The organism is Jannaschia seosinensis, assembly GCF_001408515.1.
GTDB lineage: Bacteria > Pseudomonadota > Alphaproteobacteria > Rhodobacterales > Rhodobacteraceae > Jannaschia > Jannaschia seosinensis.
The window spans coordinates 1-22718 of sequence record NZ_CYPR01000225.1 but is presented as its reverse complement, the minus strand read 5'-3'; the positions used below and the strand labels follow the sequence as shown (position 1 = coordinate 22718).

19 protein-coding genes and 1 pseudogene are annotated in these 22718 nt (G+C 68.1%); 16 read left to right on the top strand and 4 right to left on the bottom strand.

Annotated features, from left to right (window positions below):
- Nucleotides 1-572, bottom strand: a pseudogene (locus JSE7799_RS20165) (IS5 family transposase); the annotation flags it as partial.
- A 194-nt stretch (nt 573-766) separates the two neighbouring features.
- Entirely contained in the window at nt 767-1696 is a 930-nt protein-coding gene (locus JSE7799_RS16795) for an ABC transporter ATP-binding protein (protein WP_055664628.1), read from the bottom strand.
- Between the two features lie 144 nt (nt 1697-1840).
- On the opposite strand from JSE7799_RS16795, the gene JSE7799_RS16790 reads away from it, so the two are divergent.
- The 7 genes from JSE7799_RS16790 (at nt 1841) to JSE7799_RS16760 (ending at nt 9367) form a co-directional block, all read left to right on the top strand.
- Complete coding sequence (locus JSE7799_RS16790) at nt 1841-2050, top strand: zinc-finger domain-containing protein (RefSeq protein WP_055664631.1); 210 nt, start codon at nt 1841-1843, stop codon at nt 2048-2050.
- Between the two features lie 147 nt (nt 2051-2197).
- Nucleotides 2198-2869 (top strand): PAQR family membrane homeostasis protein TrhA, encoded by a 672-nt coding sequence (trhA, locus tag JSE7799_RS16785; protein ID WP_055664627.1) that lies wholly within the window; start codon nt 2198-2200, stop codon nt 2867-2869.
- A 133-nt stretch (nt 2870-3002) separates the two neighbouring features.
- Entirely contained in the window at nt 3003-5795 is a 2793-nt protein-coding gene (polA, locus tag JSE7799_RS16780) for a DNA polymerase I (RefSeq protein ID WP_055664626.1), read from the top strand.
- 253 nt (nt 5796-6048) lie between these two features.
- The gene (locus JSE7799_RS16775) at nt 6049-6876 is read left to right on the top strand and encodes a manganese catalase family protein (RefSeq protein ID WP_055664625.1); all 828 of its coding nucleotides are present in this window, start codon (nt 6049-6051) and stop codon (nt 6874-6876) included.
- Between the two features lie 70 nt (nt 6877-6946).
- On the top strand, nt 6947-8116 hold the full coding sequence (locus tag JSE7799_RS16770) for a zinc-dependent alcohol dehydrogenase (RefSeq protein WP_055664624.1): 1170 nt from the start codon (nt 6947-6949) through the stop codon (nt 8114-8116).
- A 116-nt stretch (nt 8117-8232) separates the two neighbouring features.
- Complete coding sequence (locus tag JSE7799_RS16765; protein ID WP_055664623.1) at nt 8233-8760, top strand: pseudouridine synthase; 528 nt, start codon at nt 8233-8235, stop codon at nt 8758-8760.
- A gap of 85 nt (nt 8761-8845) precedes the next feature.
- Entirely contained in the window at nt 8846-9367 is a 522-nt protein-coding gene (locus JSE7799_RS16760) for a redoxin domain-containing protein (protein WP_245624922.1), read from the top strand.
- Between the two features lie 45 nt (nt 9368-9412).
- Here JSE7799_RS16760 and JSE7799_RS16755 read toward each other — a convergent pair whose 3' ends face one another.
- On the bottom strand, nt 9413-9991 hold the full coding sequence (locus JSE7799_RS16755) for a DUF1285 domain-containing protein (RefSeq protein WP_083480659.1): 579 nt from the start codon (nt 9989-9991) through the stop codon (nt 9413-9415).
- Between the two features lie 65 nt (nt 9992-10056).
- On the opposite strand from JSE7799_RS16755, the gene JSE7799_RS16750 reads away from it, so the two are divergent.
- The 8 genes from JSE7799_RS16750 (at nt 10057) to JSE7799_RS16715 (ending at nt 21638) form a co-directional block, all read left to right on the top strand.
- Nucleotides 10057-11058 carry an AAA family ATPase gene (locus tag JSE7799_RS16750; protein ID WP_055664621.1) on the top strand — a complete coding sequence of 334 codons (1002 nt, stop codon included), beginning with the start codon at nt 10057-10059 and terminating at the stop codon, nt 11056-11058.
- Nucleotides 11059-11063: 5 nt separating this feature from the next.
- Nucleotides 11064-11951, top strand: a complete 888-nt coding sequence (locus tag JSE7799_RS16745) for a DUF58 domain-containing protein (protein WP_055664620.1) — start codon at nt 11064-11066, stop codon at nt 11949-11951.
- Nucleotides 11948-14812 (top strand): DUF4159 domain-containing protein, encoded by a 2865-nt coding sequence (locus JSE7799_RS16740; RefSeq protein ID WP_055664619.1) that lies wholly within the window; start codon nt 11948-11950, stop codon nt 14810-14812. The genes JSE7799_RS16745 and JSE7799_RS16740 overlap by 4 nt, the downstream gene beginning before the upstream one ends.
- 28 nt (nt 14813-14840) lie before the next feature.
- Complete coding sequence (locus JSE7799_RS16735) at nt 14841-16874, top strand: glutamine amidotransferase (RefSeq protein WP_245624923.1); 2034 nt, start codon at nt 14841-14843, stop codon at nt 16872-16874.
- A 154-nt stretch (nt 16875-17028) separates the two neighbouring features.
- The gene (locus tag JSE7799_RS16730; RefSeq protein WP_055664617.1) at nt 17029-18057 is read left to right on the top strand and encodes a TRAP transporter substrate-binding protein; all 1029 of its coding nucleotides are present in this window, start codon (nt 17029-17031) and stop codon (nt 18055-18057) included.
- A 63-nt stretch (nt 18058-18120) separates the two neighbouring features.
- Nucleotides 18121-18699 (top strand): TRAP transporter small permease, encoded by a 579-nt coding sequence (locus JSE7799_RS16725; RefSeq protein WP_055664616.1) that lies wholly within the window; start codon nt 18121-18123, stop codon nt 18697-18699.
- Entirely contained in the window at nt 18696-20006 is a 1311-nt protein-coding gene (locus tag JSE7799_RS16720) for a TRAP transporter large permease (protein WP_055664615.1), read from the top strand. Before JSE7799_RS16725 ends, JSE7799_RS16720 begins: the two co-directional genes overlap by 4 nt.
- Before the next feature lie 129 nt (nt 20007-20135).
- Nucleotides 20136-21638 (top strand): flavin-containing monooxygenase, encoded by a 1503-nt coding sequence (locus JSE7799_RS16715; protein ID WP_055664614.1) that lies wholly within the window; start codon nt 20136-20138, stop codon nt 21636-21638.
- On the opposite strand, the gene JSE7799_RS16710 is transcribed toward JSE7799_RS16715, so the two are convergent.
- The gene (locus JSE7799_RS16710; RefSeq protein WP_055664613.1) at nt 21539-22084 is read right to left on the bottom strand and encodes a hypothetical protein; all 546 of its coding nucleotides are present in this window, start codon (nt 22082-22084) and stop codon (nt 21539-21541) included. The two genes, JSE7799_RS16715 and JSE7799_RS16710, sit on opposite strands and share 100 nt — an antisense overlap.
- Nucleotides 22085-22165: 81 nt before the next feature.
- On the opposite strand from JSE7799_RS16710, the gene JSE7799_RS21435 reads away from it, so the two are divergent.
- Nucleotides 22166-22513, top strand: a complete 348-nt coding sequence (locus JSE7799_RS21435; protein ID WP_222101799.1) for a transposase — start codon at nt 22166-22168, stop codon at nt 22511-22513.
- The last annotated feature ends 205 nt before the right edge of the window (nt 22514-22718 follow it).

Below are 22718 nucleotides of genomic sequence, written 5' to 3'. Positions count from 1 at the left end.
GACAGCACGAACCTCCAAGGTCGCCTCGTCCATGGCCAGGTGGACCTTGCGCCAAACCCGCCTTCGCGCCCCGCCATGCTTGCGCGCATGCCATTCGCCCTCGCCCCGGACCTTGATGCCCGTGCTGTCTCTCACCCGGCAGGGCATCACATGGTGATGTCCCGAGAGGGCACAAGAAGGTGCAGCGAGCCGCCGCTGCCCCGGTAGGGCAGCTGCACGGCCAGCGTCCTCTGCCGTCGGCAAAGCGTCGAGACTGAGGAGGATCAGCGAGCCTTCCAGTGGAAGGATCGCCCGACGAAGGGCACCGGCCATTCGAGCCCCGCCAGCTTTAGAAGGCTCGCGACAAATCCCGTCGTCTGGCGAAGCGGTAAGCCGAAAAGAACCTTGATCGTCAGGCAGGCCTGGATGGCGGCGTCGCTATAGACCGGCTGCCCCCCGCGCTTGCCCGACGGTGCCGCGTGCCAAGGCGTAGACGGATCGAACCAGACGGTCAGCGATCCACGCTCACGCAGCGCGGCGTTGTAGGCAGACCAGTTCAGGGTGCGGTAGCGGGTCGGGACAGGCTTGGACATGTCGCCCAGCTACGCCGCTGGACTCGCGATGTGAATCCCAGGCAGGCTCCGTGCAACAAGGCCCGGCGGGGCCTATCGGCATCTTGAGCCGGCGGGCATCCGGAAGAAACTCTGGCGCGTCGCGGCCAAGCATCGGGGGCGGATGGATCGGGTGAGCGCCTACGACAAGAGATGACGGGCTGTAAATCCGTGCTCTAGTCCCGGTGCGTCAGGGACACGAACACATCCTCGAGGTCCGGCTCCTCCGTCCGCACGTCGCGAATCCGGATGCCTGCATCGTGTACCGCCGCCAGAAGCCGCTCCGCCGAGACCTTGCCCCGCTGATAGGTCAGAGCCAGCGCGCCGTCCGCGCGTCGTTCCATCTCCACGCCCTCGGGCAGGGCGATTTCGCCGGCCTCGTCTTCGGGCACGATCACCATCGTCTTGCCGTCGAGGCGCGCCAGAAGATTCTCGGTTCGGTCGCGGATAACGAGGTCGCCCTCGGCGATGATGGCGATCTCGTCGCACATCTCCTGCGCTTCTTCCAGGTAATGCGTCGTCAGGATGATCGTCATCCCGCGCTCCTGGTTGAGCTTGCGCACGTTGCGCCACAGCATCTGGCGCAGTTCGATGTCCACGCCCGCGGTCGGCTCGTCGAGAACGAGGACCTGCGGATGGTGCACCAGCGCCTTGGCCAGCAGGAGCCGCCGCCGCATCCCCCCCGAAAGCGTGCGCGCATAGGCGTCGGCCTTGTCGGCAAGCCCCACGAGGTCGAGGATCTCCATCGTCGTGCGGTCGCGCTTGGGCACGCCATAAAGCCCCGCCTGCACCTCGAGCGCGCCGGCGGGCGTGAAGAACGGGTCGAGGTTCAACTCCTGCGGCATGACGCCGATGGCGGCGCGCGACTGGCGCGGGTTGACGTCCTGGTCGAAGCCCCAGATGCGCACATGTCCGGCGGTCTTGCGCACCAATCCGGCCATGATGTTGATCGTGGTGGACTTTCCCGCCCCGTTCGGCCCGAGAAGCCCGAAGATCGACCCCGTCGGGATCGTCAGGTCGAGACCCTTGAGCGCCTCCTTCGGCGGAGATTTGCCGTCGCCGCCATAGACCTTGCGCAGGCCTTCGATCTCGATCGCGTTCGCCATCCCGCCCCCATGGTTGCGCCCCGCCCGGAGGGTCGGGCATAAGCCGGTGACGCCCCTCCTATTGCGGCGGGGTCGATGCGACAACCCGCGCCACCGGCCATGGCCTTCGTGCATGGCCGCGCGCGCCGATCCGAGGCTGCTGCCATGACCACCGGAACTCCGCGTTATCCCAGCCGACAAGGCACCCGGCCGCCCCCCGAGGAGGAGACCGTCACCGTCCTGCGCGTCGCCTGCGACGGCGGCGGCGGGGCGCTCGGCCATCCGCGCGTCTGGCTGACGATCGACCCCGACGAGGGCCATGTCGAATGCGGCTATTGCGACAAGCGGTTCGTTCTGGCCGGCGACGCACACTGAACGGACGGCTCCGGCTCCGCGCGGGGCCGGGCGCGCGGTGCGGGATCGGCATGGGGCCGGGGGCGTTATTGCATGTCATCGGGCGGAACGTGACGTAGAGGGTACTCGTTACCTTCCCGTGAGACGACCCGTGCCAGGGACTGCCCCATGACAGCGAGAGACGCCGTGCCGACCGATGCGATCAACCGACCCTATACGCGAGCGGAGCGGCTGAGCGATGCGCTCGTCCACCTTGCGGGCCTCGTGCTCGCGCTGGCGGCGGTTCCGGTCCTGATCACGTTCACGGTGCTCTGGCGCGGCGATGCGGCCGGGGTCACCGGGGTGGCGATCTACGGCACCACGCTGATCGCGATGCTCTCGGCCTCGCTGGCCTACAACCACGTGCCCAATCCCGCATGGTCGGACAGGCTGCGGCGGCTCGACCTATCGGCGATCTACCTCAAGATCGCGGGGACGGTGACGCCCTTCGTGCTGCTGTCGGGGACGGGGACGACGTTTCTGGTGGCGATGTGGGTCGCGGCGGGCGTCGCCACGGTGACGACCTTCCTGCGGCGGCGGCGATCGACGGCCCTGTCGATGGCGATCGGGCTGGGCATGGGCTGGGCGGTGCTGGTCGGCGGTGGCGAGGTGATCGCCACAACCTCGTGGACGGTCTTCGCGCTGATGCTGGCAGGCGGCATCCTCTACTCGCTCGGCACGCCGTTTCTGGTGCTGGAACGGCTGCGGTTCCACACCGCGATCTGGCACGGCTTCGTGGTGGCGGCTTCGGTCGTGTTCTTCGTGGCGATCTTCCTGCATGCGGCGATGATTCCGATCTGAGGTGGCCGGCGGCGGGCGCATTCCGCGCCGCCCATTCCCGCACCTGTCGCGACGTCGCAAGGGGGCGCCCGGTGTGGTGCCCCTCGCGCGTTCGTGGCATGGGGGGAGCGGTGTTTTCCGGGGAGGATCCGACATGGCGTTCGGCAAGGGTTGCCATCTTCACCTGATCGATGGCTCGGCCTTCATCTTCCGCGCCTTCCACGCGCTGCCGCCGCTGACGCGCAAGTCCGACGGCCTGCCGATCGGGGCGGTGGCGGGGTTCTGCAACATGCTGGACCGTTACGTCGAAAACAATTCCGGGCCGGATGCGGCGACGCACGTGGCGGTGATCTTCGACAAGGGCTCGATCACCTTCCGCAACGAACTTTTCGACGCCTACAAGGCCAACCGCTCCGAGATGCCCGAGGATCTGCGCCCGCAGATCCCGCTCACCCGCGAGGCGACCAAGGCGTTCAACATCGCCTGCGAGGAGATGCAGGGCTGGGAGGCCGACGACATTATCGCCACCCTGTCCTGTCGGGCGCGCGACGCGGGCGGGCGGGTGACCATCGTGTCCTCGGACAAGGACCTCATGCAGCTCGTCGGCGACGGGGTCGAGATGCTCGACCCGATGAAGAACATCCGCATCGACGTGGACGGGGTGCGTCAGAAATTCGGCGTCGATCCCGACCGCGTGGTCGACGTGCAGGCGCTGGCGGGTGATTCGGTGGACAACGTGCCCGGCGCCCCCGGCATCGGCATCAAGACGGCCTCGCAGCTCATCGAGGAATACGGCTCGCTGGAGGAACTTCTGGACCGCGCGGGCGAGATCAAGCAGCCCAAGCGGCGGCAGATCCTGCTGGAGCACCGCGCGCAGATCGAATTGTCCAAGCGGCTGGTGCAGCTGGATTGCGACACGCCGCTGGATTTCGGGCTGGACGATCTGGAGATCCGGGATGCGGATCCGGAGGTGCTGCTGGATTTCCTCAACCGGATGGAGTTCCGCACCCTCACGCGCAAGATCGCCGACCGGTTCGACCGCGAGCCGCCCGCCCTGCCCGAGGCCGCGCCGCAGACGGGCGTTCCGGCGGCCGAGGCCGAGGCCCCCATCGACCACGGGGCCTATGAGGTGGTGCGCGACGCCGTTGCGCTGCAGGTCTGGCTCGACCGGATCGCGGCGGCCGGAAGTGTCGCGGTGGACACCGAGACGACCTCTCTGGACGAGATGCAGGCGGAGCTGGTGGGCATCAGTCTCGCGACCGAGCCGGGCGTGGCCTGTTACGTGCCGCTGGCCCACCGGGCGGGCGGGGGCGACCTGTTCGACACGGATGCGCTGGCCGAGGGGCAGATGCCGATGGAGCGGGCGCTGGAGATGCTGCGGCCGATGCTGGAGGATCCGGCGATCCTCAAGATCGGCCAGAACATGAAGTACGACTTCAAGATCCTCGCCCGTCTCGGGATCGAGGTCGCGCCGATCGACGACACGATGCTGCTGTCCTACGCGCAGCATGGCGGGCTGCACGGGCACGGGATGGACGTGCTGGCCGACCGGTACCTCAACCACCAATGCATCCCGATCAAGGACCTGATCGGCACCGGCAAGTTGAAGGTCACCTTCGACCGCGTGACCATCGACAAGGCCGCGCCCTATGCCGCCGAGGATGCCGACGTGACGCTGCGGCTCTGGCGGCTTCTCAAGCCGCGGCTTCATTCGGCGCGGGTCACGCAGGTCTACGAGACGTTGGAGCGGCCGCTCGTGCCGGTTCTGGCGCGGATGGAGATGGCGGGCGTGAAGGTGGATCGCGACGTGCTCAGCCGCATGTCGGGGGCCTTCGCGCAGAAGATGGCCGAGTTCGAGGCCGACATCCACGCCAAGGCCGGCCGGCCCTTCAACGTGGGCAGCCCCAAGCAGTTGGGCGAGATCCTGTTCGACGAGCTGGGCCTGCCCGGCGGCAAGAAGGGCAAGACCGGCGCCTACGGGACCGGGGCCGACGTGCTGGAGGATCTGGCCACCGAGCACGAATTGCCGCGCCTGATCCTCGACTGGCGCCAGATCTCCAAGCTGAAATCGACCTATACCGACAATCTGCAGACCCATATCAACCCCGAGACGGGGCGGGTCCACACGTCCTATTCCATCGCGGGCGCGAATACGGGGCGGCTCGCGTCGAGCGATCCGAACCTGCAGAATATCCCGATCCGGTCGGAGGAGGGGCGCCGCATCCGCGAGGCCTTCGTCGCGCCCGAGGGGCGGGTGCTGGTGGCGCTCGATTACAGCCAGATCGAGTTGCGGATCCTCGCTCATGTCGCCGGGATCGAGGAGCTCAAGCAGGCCTTCCGCGAGGGGCAGGACATCCATGCCATCACCGCAAGCCAGATGTTCGGCGTGCCCCTCGACGAGATGACGCCCGACGTGCGCCGCCAGGCCAAGGCGATCAACTTCGGCGTGATTTACGGTATTTCGGGCTTCGGTCTCGCGCGCAACCTGCGGATCCCGCGCGAGGAGGCGCAGGCCTTCATCGACACCTATTTCGCGCGTTTCCCCGGTATCCGCGATTACATGGACGCGACGGTCAAGTTCGCCAAGGCCAACGACCGGGTCGAGACCCTGTTCGGCCGCCGCATCCACACGCCCGAGATCAACGCCAAGGGTCCCGGCGCGGGCTTTGCAAAACGCGCCGCGATCAACGCGCCGATCCAGGGCACCGCGGCCGACGTGATCCGCCGCGCCATGGTGCGGATGGAGGCGGCCATCGCCGGCATCGATGCGCGGATGCTGCTGCAGGTGCATGACGAACTGCTCTTCGAGGTAGCCGAGGACCAGGCGGAGCGCCTGATGGCGGTCGCGCGCGAGGTGATGGAGGGCGCGCACATGCCCGTCGTCGACCTGTCGGTGCCGCTGGTCGTGGATGCAGGGCAGGGGACGACCTGGGCGCAGGCGCACTGACCTCTCGACCGCGGGCGGTCCCGGCGCCCGCGGCGCGCAAGCGGACATTTGGCGCACGTGCCGCTCCGCGGGGCCGCCGGTTTCTCGCATGCGCGAAATCCTGCCGCGCCCCTTCGGGCCGTGCCCAGACGGTCTTCGCGACCAATCCGGGCGGCCCGTGCCGTGCGGTCAGGCCGGTTTGTGAACCCGCCCGACGGAACCTGCTCCTCACTCTGCGCCTTGTCCCGTGCCGCATTCGAAAACGGAGAGTTCCATGTTTCATCATTCCAGCAAGCTGCAATACGAAGTTCGCGTCGACAGCCCCGATCCGGTTTTTGCCAAGTACCTCCAGCAGGCGATCGGCGGGGTCGAAGGCGAGATCCGCGTCGCCATGCAGTACATGTTCCAGGCCATGGGCGCGCGCGGCGACAAGCGGTTCCGCGACATGCTGATGATGACCGCCACCGAGGAATTCTCGCATATCGAATTTCTCGGCCATGCCGTCGCGCTGAACCTCGAGGGCGCGCCGCTGAGCCAGCAGGAGGCCGCCGCGGAAGACAGCGTGGTGGGCGCGATCATGGGCGGTATGAACCCGCGCCACGTCCTGTCCTCGGGCCTCGCGGCAATGCCGGTCAACGCGAACGGGGTGCCGTTCGACATGTCCCACATCTACGCCACCGGCAACATCGCCGCCGACATGCTGGCCAACGCGACGGCGGAATCCGCGGGGCGGGTGCTGGCCAGCCGGCTCTACAACATGACCGACGACAAGGGGATGAAGGACATGCTGTCCTTCCTGATCGCGCGCGACACCATGCACCAGCAGCAATGGCTCGCCGTGATCGAGGAGCTCGGCGGCATCGAGGCGGCGCTGCCGGTCCCGAACTCCACCCCGGAGGAGCACGAGGCGATGGAGCATAGCTACTACTTCCTCAACACCTCCCTCGACGAGCCGACCCCCAAGGGCGTCTGGACCGACAACCGCGCGACGATGGACGGGCGCAGCACCTATACCGCCCGCGACAAGGTGGAGCCGGAGGGTCAGGTCCCCGAGCTTGGCAAGGCCCGCAAAGGATCGGGCGCGCAAAAGGAACAGATGTAATCCGTTCCGCGGGGGGGCGCCGGCGCGTCCCCCGCAACGCCGTCCCGTCATCAATTCGAAAGGATATTCCATGCGCGCCGTCACCTATCACGGAACCGGGGATTTTCGCGTCGACACCCATCCCGATCCCGGCATCCAGCACGCCCGGGACGCGGTCCTGCGCGTCACGACGACCGCGATCTGCGGCTCGGACCTGCACATGTATGACGGGTTCATCCCCGAGATGCACAAGGGCGACATCATCGGCCACGAATTCATGGGCGTCGTCGAGGATGTCGGCTCCGAGGTCGGCAATCTCAAGCGCGGCGACCGTGTGATCATCCCCTTCACCATCAATTGCGGCCACTGCCACTGGTGCAAGCGCAAGGAGTTCTCGCTGTGCGACGAATCCAACCGCGAACCGGAGAAGCTCGCCTTCATGAACGGGCAGGCCAGCGCGGGGCTGTTCGGCTATTCCCATCTCTATGGCGGCTATGACGGCGGTCAGGCGGAATATGTCCGCGTGCCCTTCGCCGACGCCACGCACTTGAAGGTGCCCGACGGCATGACGGACGAGCAGGTCCTGTTCCTGACCGACATCTTCCCGACCGGCTGGCAGGCCGCGGTCAACGCCGAGGTGGGGCCGGGCGACACTGTCGCCATCTGGGGCGCGGGGCCGGTGGGCCTGTTCGTGCTGAAATCCTGCCTGCTTCTGGGGGCGGAGCGGGTCTTCGTGATCGACGACGTGCCCGAGCGGCTGGCCTTGGCGCAGGAGCATGGCGCCGTCGTCATCGACCGCTCCAAGGTGAAGCCCTACGACGCGCTCATGGAGGCGACGAAGGGCATGCTGCCGGAAAAGGTCATCGACGCCGTCGGCCTCGAAGCGCATGGCTCCGGCGTCGTCGACACCGTCTACGACCGGGTCAAGACCGCGACCTTTCAGGAGACGGACCGTCCCCATGCCCTGCGCGAGGCGATCATGTGCTGCCAGAAGGGTGGCATCGTCTCGATTCCCGGCGTCTATGCGGCGATCATCGACAAGTTCCCCATCGGCGCGGCCTTCGGCAAGGCGCTGACCTTCCGCATGGGGCAGACCCACGTGATGCAGCACGCGCCGACCCTGCTCGACCATATCCGGGAGGGGCGCATCGATCCGACGTTCCTGATCACGCATCGGGGCAAGCTGAATGACGCGCCGGATCTCTACGAGACGTTCCGCGACAAGAAGGACGATTGCATCAAGGTCGTGCTGACGCCCTAGGGCTTGTCCGGGGCGGGGGATTGCGCCAGTTCCCGGGCCATGCCCCGCGATCAATCCCATACCGGCCTTGTGCCTGACGATCCGGCGGCTTTTGGCCGGCGGATCGGGTGGCCCGGATGCTGATCGCGTTCAACAAGCCGATGAACGTGCTGAGCCAGTTCACCGACGAGGGGAAGTGGCCGGGACTGAAGCGGTGGATCGACCTGCCCGGGGTCTATGCCGCGGGCCGCCTTGACCGCGACAGCGAGGGGCTGCTCCTGCTGACCGATGACGGCCGGCAACAGGCCCGGATCGCGGCGCCCGGCGGGCATCCCAAGACCTATTTCGCGCTCGTCGAGGGCACGCCCGATCCGGCCGCGCTGCGTGCGCTCCGCGAAGGCGTCACGCTCAAGGACGGGCCCACGCGTCCGGCGGGGGTCGAGACGGTGCCCGCGCCCGACTGGCTCTGGCCCCGCGACCCGCCGGTGCGCCTGCGCAAGACCGTTCCCGATGCGTGGCTGCGCCTGACCTTGACCGAGGGCCGCAACCGGCAGGTCCGCCGCATGTGTGCGCATGTCGGCTTGCCGGTGCTGCGGCTGATCCGTTGGTCGGTCGGGGCGTGGACGGTGGAGGGGCTCGCCCCCGGCGAGTGGCGGCGGATGTAGGCGCGGCGCGGCCCGCAAGCGGTGACCTAACCGCCGTTCGCCCTAGCTGCGCAGGGACCGCTCAACGAAAGGATTCACCATGCCCATGTCGAACCCGCTTCCCGGCCAGCCCGCCCCGGAATTAAAGCTGGACCTCATCATCGATGCGGAATGGGATCTGGCCGACCAGTCGCCCGATGCGTTCACGATGATCGTCTTCTATCGCGGCCTGCATTGCCCAATCTGCAAGCAGGTCCTGTCGGACATGCGCCGCGACTACGACGAATGGCTGGCGAAGGGTGTCGAAATCATCAATGTCTCGATGGATACCCGCGAAAAGGCGACGAAGGCGCACGAGGATTGGGGCCTCGATCCGATCCCCATGGGCTATGGCATGTCGAAGGCCACGGCACGGGAGTGGGGCCTCTACCTGTCGGACGGGCGCGGCGAGAGCGAGCCGGAGGTCTTCTGCGAGCCGGGTCTGGCCTGGGTCCGGCCGGACGGGGCGCTCTACCTCGCCGAGCGGTCGAGCACGCCGTTCGTGCGGCCCGACCTCGCGGCGCTGCTGTCGCGGGTCGATTTCATCCGCGACAAGTCCTACCCGCCCCGTGGCACGCATCGGAGCTGACCGTCCGGGTCGTGCGCCCGCGCCCTCCGTCGGGCGCGGGGCCACTCAGTCCGGCAGGGCGGCGGCATCAATGATCGGAAAGAACGCCCCGTCCGATGCGACGCCGAACTGCCCGTCGCGTTCCTCGCCCAGCTCCACCAGCCGGTAGAACGACTTGCGGTCGATCAGCGCCTCGAGCCCGCGCCGCACCTCGACATAGGGTGACGGCTCGCCATCCGCGGCCATCTCGACGCGGATCGGGTGGTCGGGTCCGGCGGTGACGGTGTCGCCGACATTCGTGGTGAAGGTGATCGCGCCGTCGCCCGTTTCGAAATCGACGGCGACGAAGGGCGCGTCCTCGACCCGGATCCCGAGCTTTTCGACCGGGGTCACAAGATAGTGACGATCGTCCTCGCGCTTCAGGATCGACGCGAACAGCCGCACCAGACCGGGCCGTCCGATCGGGGTGCCTTCGTGGATCCAGGTGCCGTCGCGGCGGATCAGGATGTCGATTTCCCCGCAATAATCGGGGTTCCACAGATGGACCGGCGGCGTGCCGCGCTTGCCCTCGTTGGACCCCGCATGGGCCTGCGCCGCCTGCAGGAGCGATGCCGCCGGTCCGCCGATCTCGTTGTGTTCCGCCATTGCCCTTTTCCCCCGAACGCATAAGCCATACCTGTCATCAGATAATCCACGCGGGAGCGATGCAAATGGCCGACGACCTTTTGAACGAGATCGAGGCCCTGGGCACGAGGCTGGTCGAGGCGCGCCGCGCCGTCGCGACCCGGATCATCGGACAGGACGAGGTGGTGGAGCTTTCGCTGGCGGCGATGCTGTCGGGCGGGCACGCGCTGCTGATGGGTCTGCCGGGTCTGGGCAAGACGCGGCTGGTCGAGACGCTGGCCACCGTCATGGGACTGAGCGGCAGCCGCATCCAGTTCACCCCCGACCTGATGCCCGCCGACATTCTCGGCAGCGAGGTGCTGGAGACGGCGGCGGACGGCACGCGGGCCTTCCGCTACATCGAGGGGCCGATCTTCGCCCAGCTTCTGATGGCTGACGAGATCAACCGCGCAAGCCCCCGCACGCAATCCGCCCTCCTGCAGGCCATGCAGGAGCGGGAGGTGACGATCGCCGGCCAGACCCGCAAGCTGCCCGCCCCGTTCCACGTCCTCGCCACCCAGAACCCGATCGAGCAGGAGGGGACCTATCCGCTCCCCGAGGCGCAGCTCGACCGCTTCCTCGTCAAGATCGACGTGGCCTATCCCGACCGCGCCACGGAGCGCGACATCGTCCTCGCCACGACCGGCGGCGCCGAGGCCGATGCGCCCGTCGTGTTCGACGCCGCCACGCTCATCGCCGCGCAGGGTGTCGTGCGCCGGATGCCCGTGGGCGACAGCGTGGTGGACCTGATCCTCGACCTCGTGCGGGCCTGCCGCCCCGATGACGAAGACGCGCCCCAGACGGTGCGCCGCCACGTCGCGTGGGGGCCCGGCCCGCGCGCGGCGCAGGCGCTGATGCTGCTGACGCGGGCGCAGGCGCTTCTGGAGGGGCGGCTTGCGCCCGATCCGTCGGATGTCGCGCGTCTGGCGCGGCCCGTGCTGAGCCACCGCATGGCGCTGAGCTTCGCGGCGCGGGCCGAGGGCGTGGAGCTCGAGAACGTGATTGACGAGGTCGCGGCCCGCGTCACCCGCGTCGAGCGCGCCGCCTGAGCGCGATGGCCGAAACCGCCCTTCATACGCCTGCCTCGCTGCGGGCCCGCTCCGAGGATGCCGCCGCCACGCTGCCGGGTCTGTTGATGTCGGCGGAGCGTCTGGCGGCGACGATCCTGCTGGGAGAGCACGGGCGAAAGCGCGCCGGCCCGGGTGAGGCGTTCTGGCAATTCCGCGCGGCCCAGCCGGGCGATTCCCGCCGCTCCATCGACTGGCGGCAATCGGCGCGCGGCGATGCCCATTACGTGCGCGAGACGGAGTGGCAGGCGGCGCAGACGCTGATGCTGTGGGTGGATGACGCCGCCTCGATGCGCTTTGCCGCGGGCGGGCGGGTGTCCAAGCTGCGCCGGGCGCAGACGCTGGCGCTGGCGCTCGCCGTCCTTGCCGTGCGGGCGGGGGAGCGGACGGGCCTCGCCGCATTGCCCGAGCCGCCGCGCGGCGGACGGGCGCAGCTCATGCGCATGACCGAGGCGCTGATGAAGGGCGGCGAGGTGCCCGATTACGGCGCGCCCCGCCCGCAGGTGATGCCCTTCGCCGCCCGCGCCGTCTTCCTGTCGGACTTCCTCGGGCCGGTCGAGCCGGTCGTCGAGGCGCTGACCTCCGCCGCCGATCGCGGCGTCCAAGGCGTGCTGGTGCAGGTGCTCGACCCCGACGAGGAGGCGTTCCCCTATGACGGGCGCACGGTGTTCGAGAGCATGTCGGGCGCCGTCCGCTTCGAGACGCTGAAGGCGGGGCAGTTGCGCGGCGATTACCTGTCGCGCCTGAAGGCCCGCCGCGCCGCGTTGCAGGATCTGTGCGCGCGCACCGGCTGGCGGTTTCAACTTCATCACACCGACAGGACGGCCGAGGCCGCGCTCCTGTCTCTCTACACCGCGCTTGAGCGGCGGCGATGATCGAGCTTTTCTCCACCACGCTGGCCTTCACCGCGCCGCTTCTTCTCGTGGCGCTGGTCTTGCTGCCGATCCTTTGGTGGCTCCTGCGCGCCGTGCCGCCCGCACCGATCCGGCGGCAGTTTCCGGGCATCGTGCTGCTTCTGGGTCTCAAGGACGACGAGAGCCAGACGGCGACGACACCGTGGTGGCTGCTGCTGCTGCGGATGCTGGCGCTGGCGGCGATCATCCTCGGCTTTTCCGGCCCGATCCTGAACCCGCGCACGGCCGGAACGGGGACCGGGCCGCTTCTGGTGCTCATGGATGCCAGCTGGGCCTCCGCGCGCGACTGGCCCGCCCGGACCGAGCGGGTGGAGACCATGCTGCGCGATGCGGCACGGGCCGGGCGGCTGGCCGCCGTCCTGCCGCTGACCGAACCGCTGCCGGAGGAGATCCCGTGGCAGAGCGCCGCCGCATGGGTGGAGCGCCTGCCCGCCATCCTGCCCGCCGCCCGCGCGCCCGATTACACGGCGCTTGCCGATCTCGACACCGGCGGGGCGGAGGTCGTGTGGGTTTCCGACGGCCTCGCCCGCGAAGGGCGCGATACGGTCGCGGCCCGCGTGATCGAGAGCGGGCGGCCCGTTCTGGGCCTGACGCCCGCCACCTATGCCGACGGCCTGATCGAGTTGCGCGCGATCCGCAGCGGTGACGTGGTCCCGCGCGTTGTCGAGTTGCGTGCGGTCGGGCCGGGGCCGAATGGCGTGACGGGCGTGCTTGGGACGGTGGATGCCGAATTCGCGGCCGGGGCCGACGCGGCCGAGGTTGCGCTGTCGCTGCCGCCCGAACTGCGCAACCGCGTGACCCGCTTCGAGATCGCGGGCGAGCGTTCCGCCGGGGCGGTGTCGCTCACCGACGATGCGCTGGCCCGCCGCGAGGTGGCGCTTCTCACCCGGGCCGAGGACGAGACGCAGGACCTGCTTTCGCCGCTCTATTACCTGCGCAACGCGTTGGCGCCCACGGCGGAGCTGATCGAGGGGGATCTCGCCACCCTCCTGCCCGCCTCTCCGGACGTGCTGGTGATGGCCGATGTCGCACAACTTGCGCCCGCCGAGGCGGCGGCGGTGGCCGAATGGGTCGAGGAGGGCGGGCTGCTCCTGCGCTTCGCGGGCCCGCAGCTCGCCGCCTCCGACGTGAGCCGGGCCGAGGAGGACAGGCTGCTGCCGGTGCGCCTGCGCTCCGGGGGGCGCACCGTGGGCGGCGCGCTGAGCTGGGGCGAGCCCAAGACGCTGCGCGCCTTCGACGAATCCTCGCCCTTCTTCGGCCTGCCGGTCACCGATGAGGTCACGGTAACGAGCCAGATCGTCGCCCAGCCCGATCCGACGCTGGCCGACCGGACGATCGCCGCGCTGGCCGACGGCACGCCCCTCGTCACGCGCAAGACGCTTGGGGAGGGGCAGGTCGTGCTGTTCCACGTCACGGCGAATGCGGATTGGTCGACGCTGCCGATTTCAGGCTTGTTCGTGCAGATGCTGGAGCGCCTGGCCATCTCCACCCGCCCCGAAGCCCCGAGCGCCGAGGCGCTGGAGGGCACGACATGGGTGCCGCGCGTGGTGCTCGACGGGTTCGGCGTGCCGCGCGACGCGGGCGATCTGGGTGGCGTGCCGGGCGAGGCCCTGATCGATCCTGAGCCTTCGGCCGAATTGCCGGCCGGTCTCTATGAGGGGCCGGGGCAAAGTCTTGCGGTGAACGTTCTGGACGCGGAGGCCGATCTGGCGCCGTCGGAATGGCCGGCCGGCACGGTGATCGACGGCCTGAAGCGTGCCGCCGAGACGGAATTGATGCAATGGCTTCTCGCGCTGGCGCTGGTGCTTCTGTCGGTGGATGTCCTCGCGTCGCTGTGGCTCGGCGGACGGCTTCGTGGCGGGGCGGTGGCGGCGATCGCGCTGCCCGTCGCGTTCCTGCTCCAGCCGGAGGTGGCGCAGGCCTGCGGCGCCGCCTGCGTCTCTCCGCCGCGCTTCGGGATCGGCATCGAAGCTGCGATGTTGGCGGGAATGGCCCTCATGCTCCTCCTCACCCTCCGCCTTCGCGGCGTGCTGATCCCCGCGCTCCTCGCGGCGCTTCCCGCGACCGCGCAGGATTCGCCGCCCATCGTGCCCGACGAGGTCGCGCTGGCCTATGTCGTCACGGGTGACGAGAGGGTCGACGAAATCTCGGAGGCGGGCCTCGTGGGCCTGTCCCTCGTCCTGTCGGAGCGTAGTTCGGTCGAGCCGTCCGCCCCGCGCGGCCTCGATCTGGAAACCGACGAACTGGCGGCTTATCCGCTGCTCTATTGGCCGGTAACGGAGTCCCAGCCGTTCCCCTCCGACGACGCCTACGCCAAGCTCAACCGCTATCTGCGCGGTGGCGGCATGATCGTCTTCGACACCCGGGACGCCGATATCGGCGGCTTCGGTTCGAATTCGCCGGCCGCGACGCATCTGCGCGAACTGGCCGCGCCGCTCGACATTCCGCCGCTGGAGCCGCTGCCGCCCGATCACGTGATGACACGGGCCTTCTACCTGCTGCAGGATTTTCCCGGCCGCTATAATTCACGCGACGTCTGGGTCGAGGCCAGCCCCGACGTGGAGCAGGTAAAGGGGATGCCCTTCCGCAACCTCAATGACGGCGTCACCCCGGTGGTGATCGGTGCGAACGACTGGGCCGGGGCCTGGGCGGTCGACGATCAGGGCCGCGCGCTCCTGCCGGTCGGGCGCGGCTATGTCGGGGAGCGGCAGCGCGAGATCGCCTATCGCTTCGGTGTCAATCTCGTGATGCATGTCCTGTCGGGGAACTACAAATCCGATCAGGTGCACGTGCCCGCCCTGCTCGACCGGCTGGGGAACTGACGTGACGCGACAGGTGATCTTCGATCCGATGCTGCCTTGGGCGTTCATCGCGATCCTGGCGGGTGTCGCGCTGGCACTGTGTCTCTTGGCGGCGTGGCGGCGGCTGCCGGGCTGGTGGCTGCGGGCGCTGGCGGTGGGCGTGCTGGCGCTTGCGCTGGCCGACCCGTCGCTTCAGACCGAGGAGCGCGAGCCCCTGTCGGACATCCTCCTGATCGTCGTTGATGAGAGCGCGAGCCAGCATCTGTCGGATCGGCCCGCGCAATCCGCCGCCGCGTTGGAGGGGGTGCTGGAGGAGGCGGCCCGCGACGGCCTCGACACCCGCGTCGCGCGCGTGAGCGACAGTGACGGCGACGAGGGCACGCTGGCGATGGGCGCGCTGGGCGACATGCTCTCCGAGGTGCCCCGCGACCGGGTCGCCGGCGCGGTGATCATCTCCGACGGACAGGTCCATGACGTCGCGCAGGCCCCTGACCTTCCGGCGCCGCTGCATCTGCTGCGCACCGGTCGCGCGGGCGATTGGGACCGGCGGCTCGTCGTCTCGAACGCGCCGGCCTTCGCCATTCTCGACGAGGAATTCACGATCACCCTGCGGATCGAGGATCAGGGCGACGTGCCGCCGGGCATGGGCGACGCTGCGGAGATCCTGCTGGCCGTGGATGGCGGTCAGCCGCGCGCCTACCGCATCCCCGTGGGCGTCGATCTTGAACTGCCGGTGGTGCTGCCGCATGGCGGACGCAATGTGCTCGAATTCTCGGTGCCGGAGGCCGAGGGCGAACTGACGGCGCGCAACAACGACGCGGTGATCCAGATCAACGGTGTGCGCGACCGCCTGCGCGTGCTTCTGGTCTCCGGTGAGCCGCATCCCGGGCAGCGGACCTGGCGCAACCTGCTCAAGGCCGATGCGGCGGTGGACCTGGTGCATTTCACCATCCTGCGCCCGCCGGGCAAGCAGGACGGCGTACCGGTGGGGGAGCTGTCGCTCATCGCCTTTCCCACGCGCGAATTGTTCTCCGAGAAGATCGACGAATTCGACCTGATCATCTTCGACCGCTATCAGCGGCGCGGGATCCTGCCCGCGATCTATTTCGAGAACGTCCGCGACTATGTCGCGCAGGGCGGGGGCCTTCTGGTTGCGGCGGGCCCGGATTTCGCCACCGCCGACAGCCTCTACCGCTCCGAGATCGCGGAGGTCCTGCCGGCGGCGCCGACGGCCATCGTCATCGACACGCCGTTCCTGCCCGCCATCTCCGCGACCGGCGAGAAACACCCGGTGACCGAAGGCCTGCCCGCCGATTACGGCACAGATGGCGACCCTTGGGGCCGCTGGTTCCGGCAGGTGCAGCTCGAGGCGAAGGACGGCGCGCAGGTCGTCATGACCGGCGAGGGGGAGGAACCGCTCCTGATCCTCGACCGGGTCGGGAACGGGCGCGTGGCGCTTCTGGGCTCGGACCATGCCTGGCTGTGGGACCGCGGCGTCGAGGGGGGCGGTCCGCAGGCCGAGCTTCTGCGCCGCGTGGCGCATTGGCTGATGCAGGAGCCGGAGCTGGAGGAGGAGGCACTCGTAGCGTCGGCCTCAGGGCAGGAGATCACCGTGACGCGCCGCACGCTGGGCGATGCGCCGGGCCCAGTGGCCGTCACCGCGCCCGACGGCTCCGAGCGGGTGATGACGCTGGAGCGGGAGGCGCCGGGCCGCTTCGTCGGGCGAATTGCGGGGGCGGAGCAGGGCCTGTGGCGATTCTCGGAGGGCGAGCGCAACGCGGTGATCGGCCTCGGCCCCGCCGCGCCGCGCGAATTCGTCGAGACGATCGCCGCCGACGATGTCCTCGCCCCGGTGATCCGGGCGCATCGGGGCGGCGCGCTCGCCGTGGAGGATGGCGTGCCCGACCTGCGCGCGGTGCGCGAGGGGCGGCAGGCGGCCGGGCGCGGCTGGATCGGCTGGACCCCGCGCAACGCCTATCTGACGGCGGATCTGCGGGTGCTTTCGCTGGTCCCGGCTTGGATGTTCCTGCTTCTGGCGGCGGGGCTCTCCACCTGGGCCTGGCTGCGCGAGGGGCGGCGCTGAGCCGGCAGGGCCCGGACGCAGATCCGACCGCTTGGACGGTTTTGTTTTTGCATCGGGCGGCAATTCGTGCTGATGTCCCGGCAGGATGGAGCCGCGCGGGGGGAGCCGCGCGCCCGACCCAAGCGACATGATCGCACAACAGGGAGAATGACACATGATCGACCGCAGAACGCTTGCCGGCCTTCTGGGCGGTGCCGCGCTCACGCTCGGCGCGATGCCGGCCGCCGCGCAGGAGGTGACGCTCAAGCTGCACCAGTTCCTGCCCGCGCAGGCCAACGTGCCCACCCAGATCCTCGATGTCTGGGCCGATAACGTGGAGGCGGATTCCGAGGGCCGGATCGAGGTCGAGCGCTATCCCTCCATGCAACTCGGCGGCAGCCCGCCGGAGCTGATGGATCAGGTCATCGACGGCGTGGCCGACGTGATCTGGACGGTGAACGGCTACACGCCCGGCCGCTTCCCCTCGTCGGAGGTGTTCGAGCTGCCCTTCATCGTGACCGATGCGCGCGCCGCCTCCTCCGCCTACTGGCAGATGTACGAGGAGCACATGCAGGACGAGTTTCCGGGCGTGAAGATCCTCGGCACCTGGGTTCACGGGCCGGGCATGATCCACGCCAATCAGGAAATCCGCACGCCCGACGACATGCAGGGCGTCAAGGTCCGCGGCGCGACCCGTCTGGTCAACTCGCTTCTGGAGACGCTGGGCGCGACGCCGGTCGGCATGCCGGTCCCGGCCATCCCGGAGGCCCTGTCGAAGGGTGTGGTCGACGGCACCACCATCCCCTGGGAGGTGACGCCCGCCATCAAGATCCCCGAGCTTGTGGAGCATCACACCGAATTCGCGGGCAACCACCTCTACAACGTCGCCTTCGTGCTGGCGATGAACGAGGACAAGTACGAAAGCCTGCCGGACGATCTCAAGAAGGTGATCGACGACAATTCGGGGCTCGAATTCTCGATCTTCGCGGGCGGCACGCAATCGGATGCCGACGGCCCGGCGCGCGAGGTCGCGATCGCCGAAGGCAACAACATCTACACCGTCGAGGGTGACGACCTGACCGCATGGCGCGAGGCGGCGCAGCCCGTCTACGACCAGTGGCTGGTCGAGATGGAGGAGAAGGGCGTCGACGGTCAGGCCCTGATCGACGAGGCGCGCGCGCTGATGGACGCCTACGAAGGCTGAGGCTAGAATATCGTGGCGGGGCCGTGCCGGACAGGCGCGGCCCCTTCGTATGGGAGGGGGCGGATGCTCGCACGGATCGTTGAGGCGCTGGCGCGGACCATGGCCGTTCTGGGCGGGCTTGTCCTGTCGGTGCTGGTCATGATGATCTGCGCCTCGATCCTCGGCCGGTTCCTCAACGGGGTGCTCAACGATCCGCCCTTCGAGGGGACGGCGTTCGCCGCATGGCTTCTGGGCCTCGGCATCGGGCCGATCACGGGCGACTTCGAACTGGTCGAGGCGGGCATGGCCTTCGCCATCTTCGCCTTCCTGCCGATCGCGCAGCTGACAGGTGCGCATGCCAGCGTGGATATCGTCACCGCCGGTCTGGGCGAGCGGGTGAACCGGGTGCTGGCGATGCTGTGGGCGATCCTTTTCGCGGCGGTTCTGGTGGTGATCGCGTGGCAGCTTTATCAGGGGACGCTGTCCAAGGCGCGCTACGGCGAGACGACCTATCTGATTCAATTCCCCGTCTGGTGGGCCTATGCGGCCGCGCTGGTGGGGGCTGCGATCGCGGCGCTGGTCGGCTGCTACGTCGCGGCCGTTCGGGTGGCGGAATTTGCGACCGGCATGGCGATCCTGCCGGATGAGGGACCGGAACATTGACGAACCTCGAAATCGGGCTGACGAGCTTCCCGGCGCTGCTGCTGCTGATCTTTCTGCGCGTGCCGATCGGGCTGGCGATGTTCGTGGCCGGCGCGGTCGGTCTGTGGCTGGTCACCGGCGCGAATACCGTCGCGCTGAGTCGCCTGAAGAACGAAAGCTACTCCACCTTCGGCAGCTACTCGCTGTCGATCATTCCGATGTTCCTGCTGATGGGGCATTTCGCCACTCTGGGCGGCATGAGCCAAGCCCTGTTCCGTGCCGCCGAGGGGTTCCTCGGGCATCGCAAGGGCGGCGTGGCGATGGCCGCCGTCGGCGCCTGCGCGGGGTTCGGGGCGATCTGCGGCTCGTCGCTGGCGACGGCGGCCACGATGGGGCGCGTCGCCCTGCCGGAATTGCGCCGCTACGGCTATGACGGCGGCTTCTCGACGGCGACGCTGGCTGCGGGCGGCACGCTGGGCATCCTGATCCCGCCCTCGGTGGTCCTCGTCATCTATGCCATCCTGACAGAGCAGAACATCGCCAAGCTGTTCCTCGCGGCCTTCATTCCCGGCGTGATCGCGGCTTTGGGCTATGTCCTCGCGATCTCGCTCTACGTGCGGCTGAACCCGTCCGCTGCGGGGACGCGCGATCCGATCCCGATGGCGGAGCGATTCCGCCTGCTCGCGGCGGTCTGGCCGGTCCTGCTGGTCTTCGTGGCCGTTGTGGGCGGCATCTACACAGGCATCTTCACGCCAACCGAGGGCGCGGCGGTGGGCGCGCTCGGTACCGGGCTGATCGCGCTTCTGAACGGGGGGCTGAACGGGCGCACCCTGATCGAGAGCTTCCTCGTCACCGCCAAGGCGTCGGCGATGATCTTCTTCATTATCCTCGGCGCGGCCATCTACAACGGCTTCCTCGCGCTCACGCAGGTGCCGCAGGAGATGTCGGCCTGGGTGGTGGAGCAGGGCTTCGCGCCGCTCACCGTGTTGATCGTGATCCTGATCTTCTACCTGCTGCTGGGTTGTGTGATGGATTCGCTGTCGATGATCCTGCTGACGATCCCGATCTTCTTTCCGGTCATCACCGCGCTCGATTTTGGACTGACCACCGAAGAGGTCGCGATCTGGTTCGGGATCCTGACGCTCATCGTGGTGGAGGTCGGGCTCATCACGCCACCCGTGGGGATGAACCTGTTCGTCATCAACTCGATGGATCGCAACACGCCGATCCTGGCGACCTACCGGGCGGTCATCTACTTCGTGGGGTCGGATCTGCTGCGGGTGGCGATCCTCGTGACCTTCCCGGCGATCACGCTGTTTCTGATCTGATCCGGCAATTACCCATGGGTAATTTCCGCAAGGCACGGAAAAAAGGAAGTATTTTTCGGGGTCACGGCCGCGTCGTCCTTTTCGGGGCGGCACGGTCGCGGCCATATCCGACCCGGACGGAGGAATGCCATGCCACGCGACACGTCTGGACCGCCCCCGGTTCTCGATGTCCTGATCCTCGGTGCCGGGATATCCGGGATCGGCTGTGCCGCGTATCTCAAGCGCGAGGTGCCGGGGAAGAGCTGGCGCATCCTCGAGATGCGCGAAGATCTCGGCGGGACGTGGGACCTGTTCCGCTATCCCGGCATCCGGTCGGATTCCGACCTCTATACCTTCGCCTACGAATTCAAGCCGTGGGAAAGCCGCAACGCCATCGCCGGCGCGGCGGAGATCAAGGCCTACATTGCGGAAACCGCGACGGAGAACGGCATCCGGGGGCGGATCGCCTTCGGCCGCAAGGTCGTCGCCTGCGACTGGTCCTCGGCCGAGGCTCTGTGGACCGTGACGACGCAAACGGGTGCCGATGGCGCGCGGGAGACGTGGCGGGCGCGCTGGATCTTCTCGGCGACAGGCTATTACGACTACGATCGCGGATTCCGTCCGGCCTTCGATGGCGAGGAGCAGTTCGCGGGCCGGATCGTCCACCCGCAGGCCTGGCCCGAGGATCTGGATCATGCCGGCAAGCGGATCGCGGTGATCGGCTCGGGTGCGACGGCGGTGACGCTCCTGCCCGCGCTGGCCAAGGATGCGGCGCATGTTACCCAGATCCAGCGCACGCCGACCTATGTCATGCCCCTGCCGCTGGAGGACCCGCTTGCGAAGGCGCTTCGTCCGTTCCTGTCGAAAACGCGGATTCACGCGATCCTGCGGCGCAAGAACATCTGGCAGCAATCGCTCTTCTTCACGCTCTGCCAGCGTTACCCGGCAGCGATGCGCAAGCTGATCCGCAAGGTGAACGCCAAAAGCCTGCCCAAAGGCTTCGACGTCGATACCCATTTCAACCCGCCCTATGATCCGTGGGACCAGCGTCTGTGCGTCGTGCCGGGCGGCGATCTGTTCCGGACCATTCGCGATGGCCGCGCCGACGTGGTCACGGGCCGGATCGCGCGGTTCACCGCGACCGGGATCGAAATGGCGGATGGCAGCCATGTGGAGGCGGACATCGTCGTCACCGCGACGGGGCTGAACCTCAAGCTGCTGGGCGGTGCCGCCTATAGCGTCGACGGCAAGCCGGTGACGCCGTCCGAGCATGTCATCTTCAAGGGCATGATGCTGGACGGGGTGCCGAACCTCGCCTTGTCCATCGGCTACACCAATTCCTCATGGACGCTGAAGGTGGGGCTGCTCTGCCAGTATTTCTGCCGCCTTCTTGCGGAGATGGACCGGCGCGGCATGGATGTCTGCGCGCCCGAACGCCCCGCGCGGGCGATGGCCCTGCGCCCGCTTCTGGACTTCAAGGCGGGTTATGTGCAGCGATCTCTCGACATGCTGCCGCGTCAGGGCGACACGTTCCCGTGGGAGATGACGTTCAACTACAGCGCGGATGCCAGGATGATGAAGAAGGGTCGTGTAATCGAGCCGGAGCTGAAGCTCTCGCCAGCGCCGAGCCGACGGATCGCGGAGGTCGGATGAGCGGCGAGCGTTTTGCCGACCTGCCGAACGGGGTCCGGATCTGCTACCGCGATACCGGCGCGGGCAAGGGCGATCCGATCCTCCTGATCATCGGGCTCGGCTTCCAACTGATCCACTGGCCTAAGCTCGACTTTGTACGTTTTCACGCACGTCCAGGTCCAGAAAACGGCCTCGTTCGCTATGAACTCGAGCGCGTCGTCGAGAGGCATGACGACGCCACCCATGTCATCGATATCCTCCCATTTGCGCCGGTGTGACCAGTATCCGAGCCGGACCTCGTCTCCGTTGCCGGTCGGCTTCAGGCGGGCAATCGGCGCCTCCGTCTCCAGCAGGTAGAGATGGCAAGAGCCCTTGTTCTTGTAGGAGCCGACACCGCCACCATTGGCGTCGTCGAAAGCTTCGATGCGGGCGACCATTTCATCGTACAGCATGCGCAGATCATACATGAGCACACCTCAAGATGCGTGATTCACTTTGCCGCGGGCCCCTGACTTGCATGGTGATCGGCGAGGGATTCGAAGCATGGGATGCAGCAACATTCCACCTCCCCGCCGCCGACAGGCGTTCCGGTTCCCCAGATCCTGCGCGATTGGCTGCAGGAGCTGCGAATGTGCTTTACAGCTCCCAGCTGGGAACACGTGCTTGTTCTGGTCATGGGTGCAATGCTGGCACCGGGCAAGCGCACCGTCAGCGCCTGCCTGCGGATGACCGGGCGTGCCGAGGCGCAGAATTTCTCAAGCTGTCATCAGCACCTCAACCGTGCCCGGTGGAACACCCACGCCATGGCGCGGCACCTGCTGAGCATGGTCGTCAACCGCCTCGTGCCGGAGGGCCCGGTAGTCATCGGGATGGACGACACCATTGAACGCCGGTGAGGGCGCAGGATCACAGCACGCGGCATCTGTCGCGATCCCGTCCGCTCCAGCCACGGCCATTTCGTCAAGGCCAGCGGACTGCGCTGGTTGAGCTTCATGGTGCTGACGCCGGTCCCGTGGGCGGGTGCCGTAAAGGCCCTGCCGGTCTTCCCCCTGCTCGCCCCGTCACCAACCTTCACCGGGGACGCAGACACAAGCTGCTGAC

What these genes read in the sequence shown, in the direction of transcription:
- JSE7799_RS16795 (WP_055664628.1), bottom strand. Translation starts at nt 1,696, where the DNA reads ATGGCGAACGCGATCGAGATCGAAGGCCTGCGCAAGGTCTATGGCGGC.
- JSE7799_RS16790 (WP_055664631.1), top strand. Translation starts at nt 1,841, where the DNA reads ATGACCACCGGAACTCCGCGTTATCCCAGCCGACAAGGCACCCGGCCG.
- trhA (WP_055664627.1), top strand. Translation starts at nt 2,198, where the DNA reads ATGACAGCGAGAGACGCCGTGCCGACCGATGCGATCAACCGACCCTAT.
- polA (WP_055664626.1), top strand. Translation starts at nt 3,003, where the DNA reads ATGGCGTTCGGCAAGGGTTGCCATCTTCACCTGATCGATGGCTCGGCC.
- JSE7799_RS16775 (WP_055664625.1), top strand. Translation starts at nt 6,049, where the DNA reads ATGTTTCATCATTCCAGCAAGCTGCAATACGAAGTTCGCGTCGACAGC.
- JSE7799_RS16770 (WP_055664624.1), top strand. Translation starts at nt 6,947, where the DNA reads ATGCGCGCCGTCACCTATCACGGAACCGGGGATTTTCGCGTCGACACC.
- JSE7799_RS16765 (WP_055664623.1), top strand. Translation starts at nt 8,233, where the DNA reads ATGCTGATCGCGTTCAACAAGCCGATGAACGTGCTGAGCCAGTTCACC.
- JSE7799_RS16760 (WP_245624922.1), top strand. Translation starts at nt 8,846, where the DNA reads ATGTCGAACCCGCTTCCCGGCCAGCCCGCCCCGGAATTAAAGCTGGAC.
- JSE7799_RS16755 (WP_083480659.1), bottom strand. Translation starts at nt 9,991, where the DNA reads ATGGCGGAACACAACGAGATCGGCGGACCGGCGGCATCGCTCCTGCAG.
- JSE7799_RS16750 (WP_055664621.1), top strand. Translation starts at nt 10,057, where the DNA reads ATGGCCGACGACCTTTTGAACGAGATCGAGGCCCTGGGCACGAGGCTG.
- JSE7799_RS16745 (WP_055664620.1), top strand. Translation starts at nt 11,064, where the DNA reads ATGGCCGAAACCGCCCTTCATACGCCTGCCTCGCTGCGGGCCCGCTCC.
- JSE7799_RS16740 (WP_055664619.1), top strand. Translation starts at nt 11,948, where the DNA reads ATGATCGAGCTTTTCTCCACCACGCTGGCCTTCACCGCGCCGCTTCTT.
- JSE7799_RS16735 (WP_245624923.1), top strand. Translation starts at nt 14,841, where the DNA reads ATGCTGCCTTGGGCGTTCATCGCGATCCTGGCGGGTGTCGCGCTGGCA.
- JSE7799_RS16730 (WP_055664617.1), top strand. Translation starts at nt 17,029, where the DNA reads ATGATCGACCGCAGAACGCTTGCCGGCCTTCTGGGCGGTGCCGCGCTC.
- JSE7799_RS16725 (WP_055664616.1), top strand. Translation starts at nt 18,121, where the DNA reads ATGCTCGCACGGATCGTTGAGGCGCTGGCGCGGACCATGGCCGTTCTG.
- JSE7799_RS16715 (WP_055664614.1), top strand. Translation starts at nt 20,136, where the DNA reads ATGCCACGCGACACGTCTGGACCGCCCCCGGTTCTCGATGTCCTGATC.
- JSE7799_RS16710 (WP_055664613.1), bottom strand. Translation starts at nt 22,084, where the DNA reads ATGTATGATCTGCGCATGCTGTACGATGAAATGGTCGCCCGCATCGAA.
- JSE7799_RS21435 (WP_222101799.1), top strand. Translation starts at nt 22,166, where the DNA reads ATGCAGCAACATTCCACCTCCCCGCCGCCGACAGGCGTTCCGGTTCCC.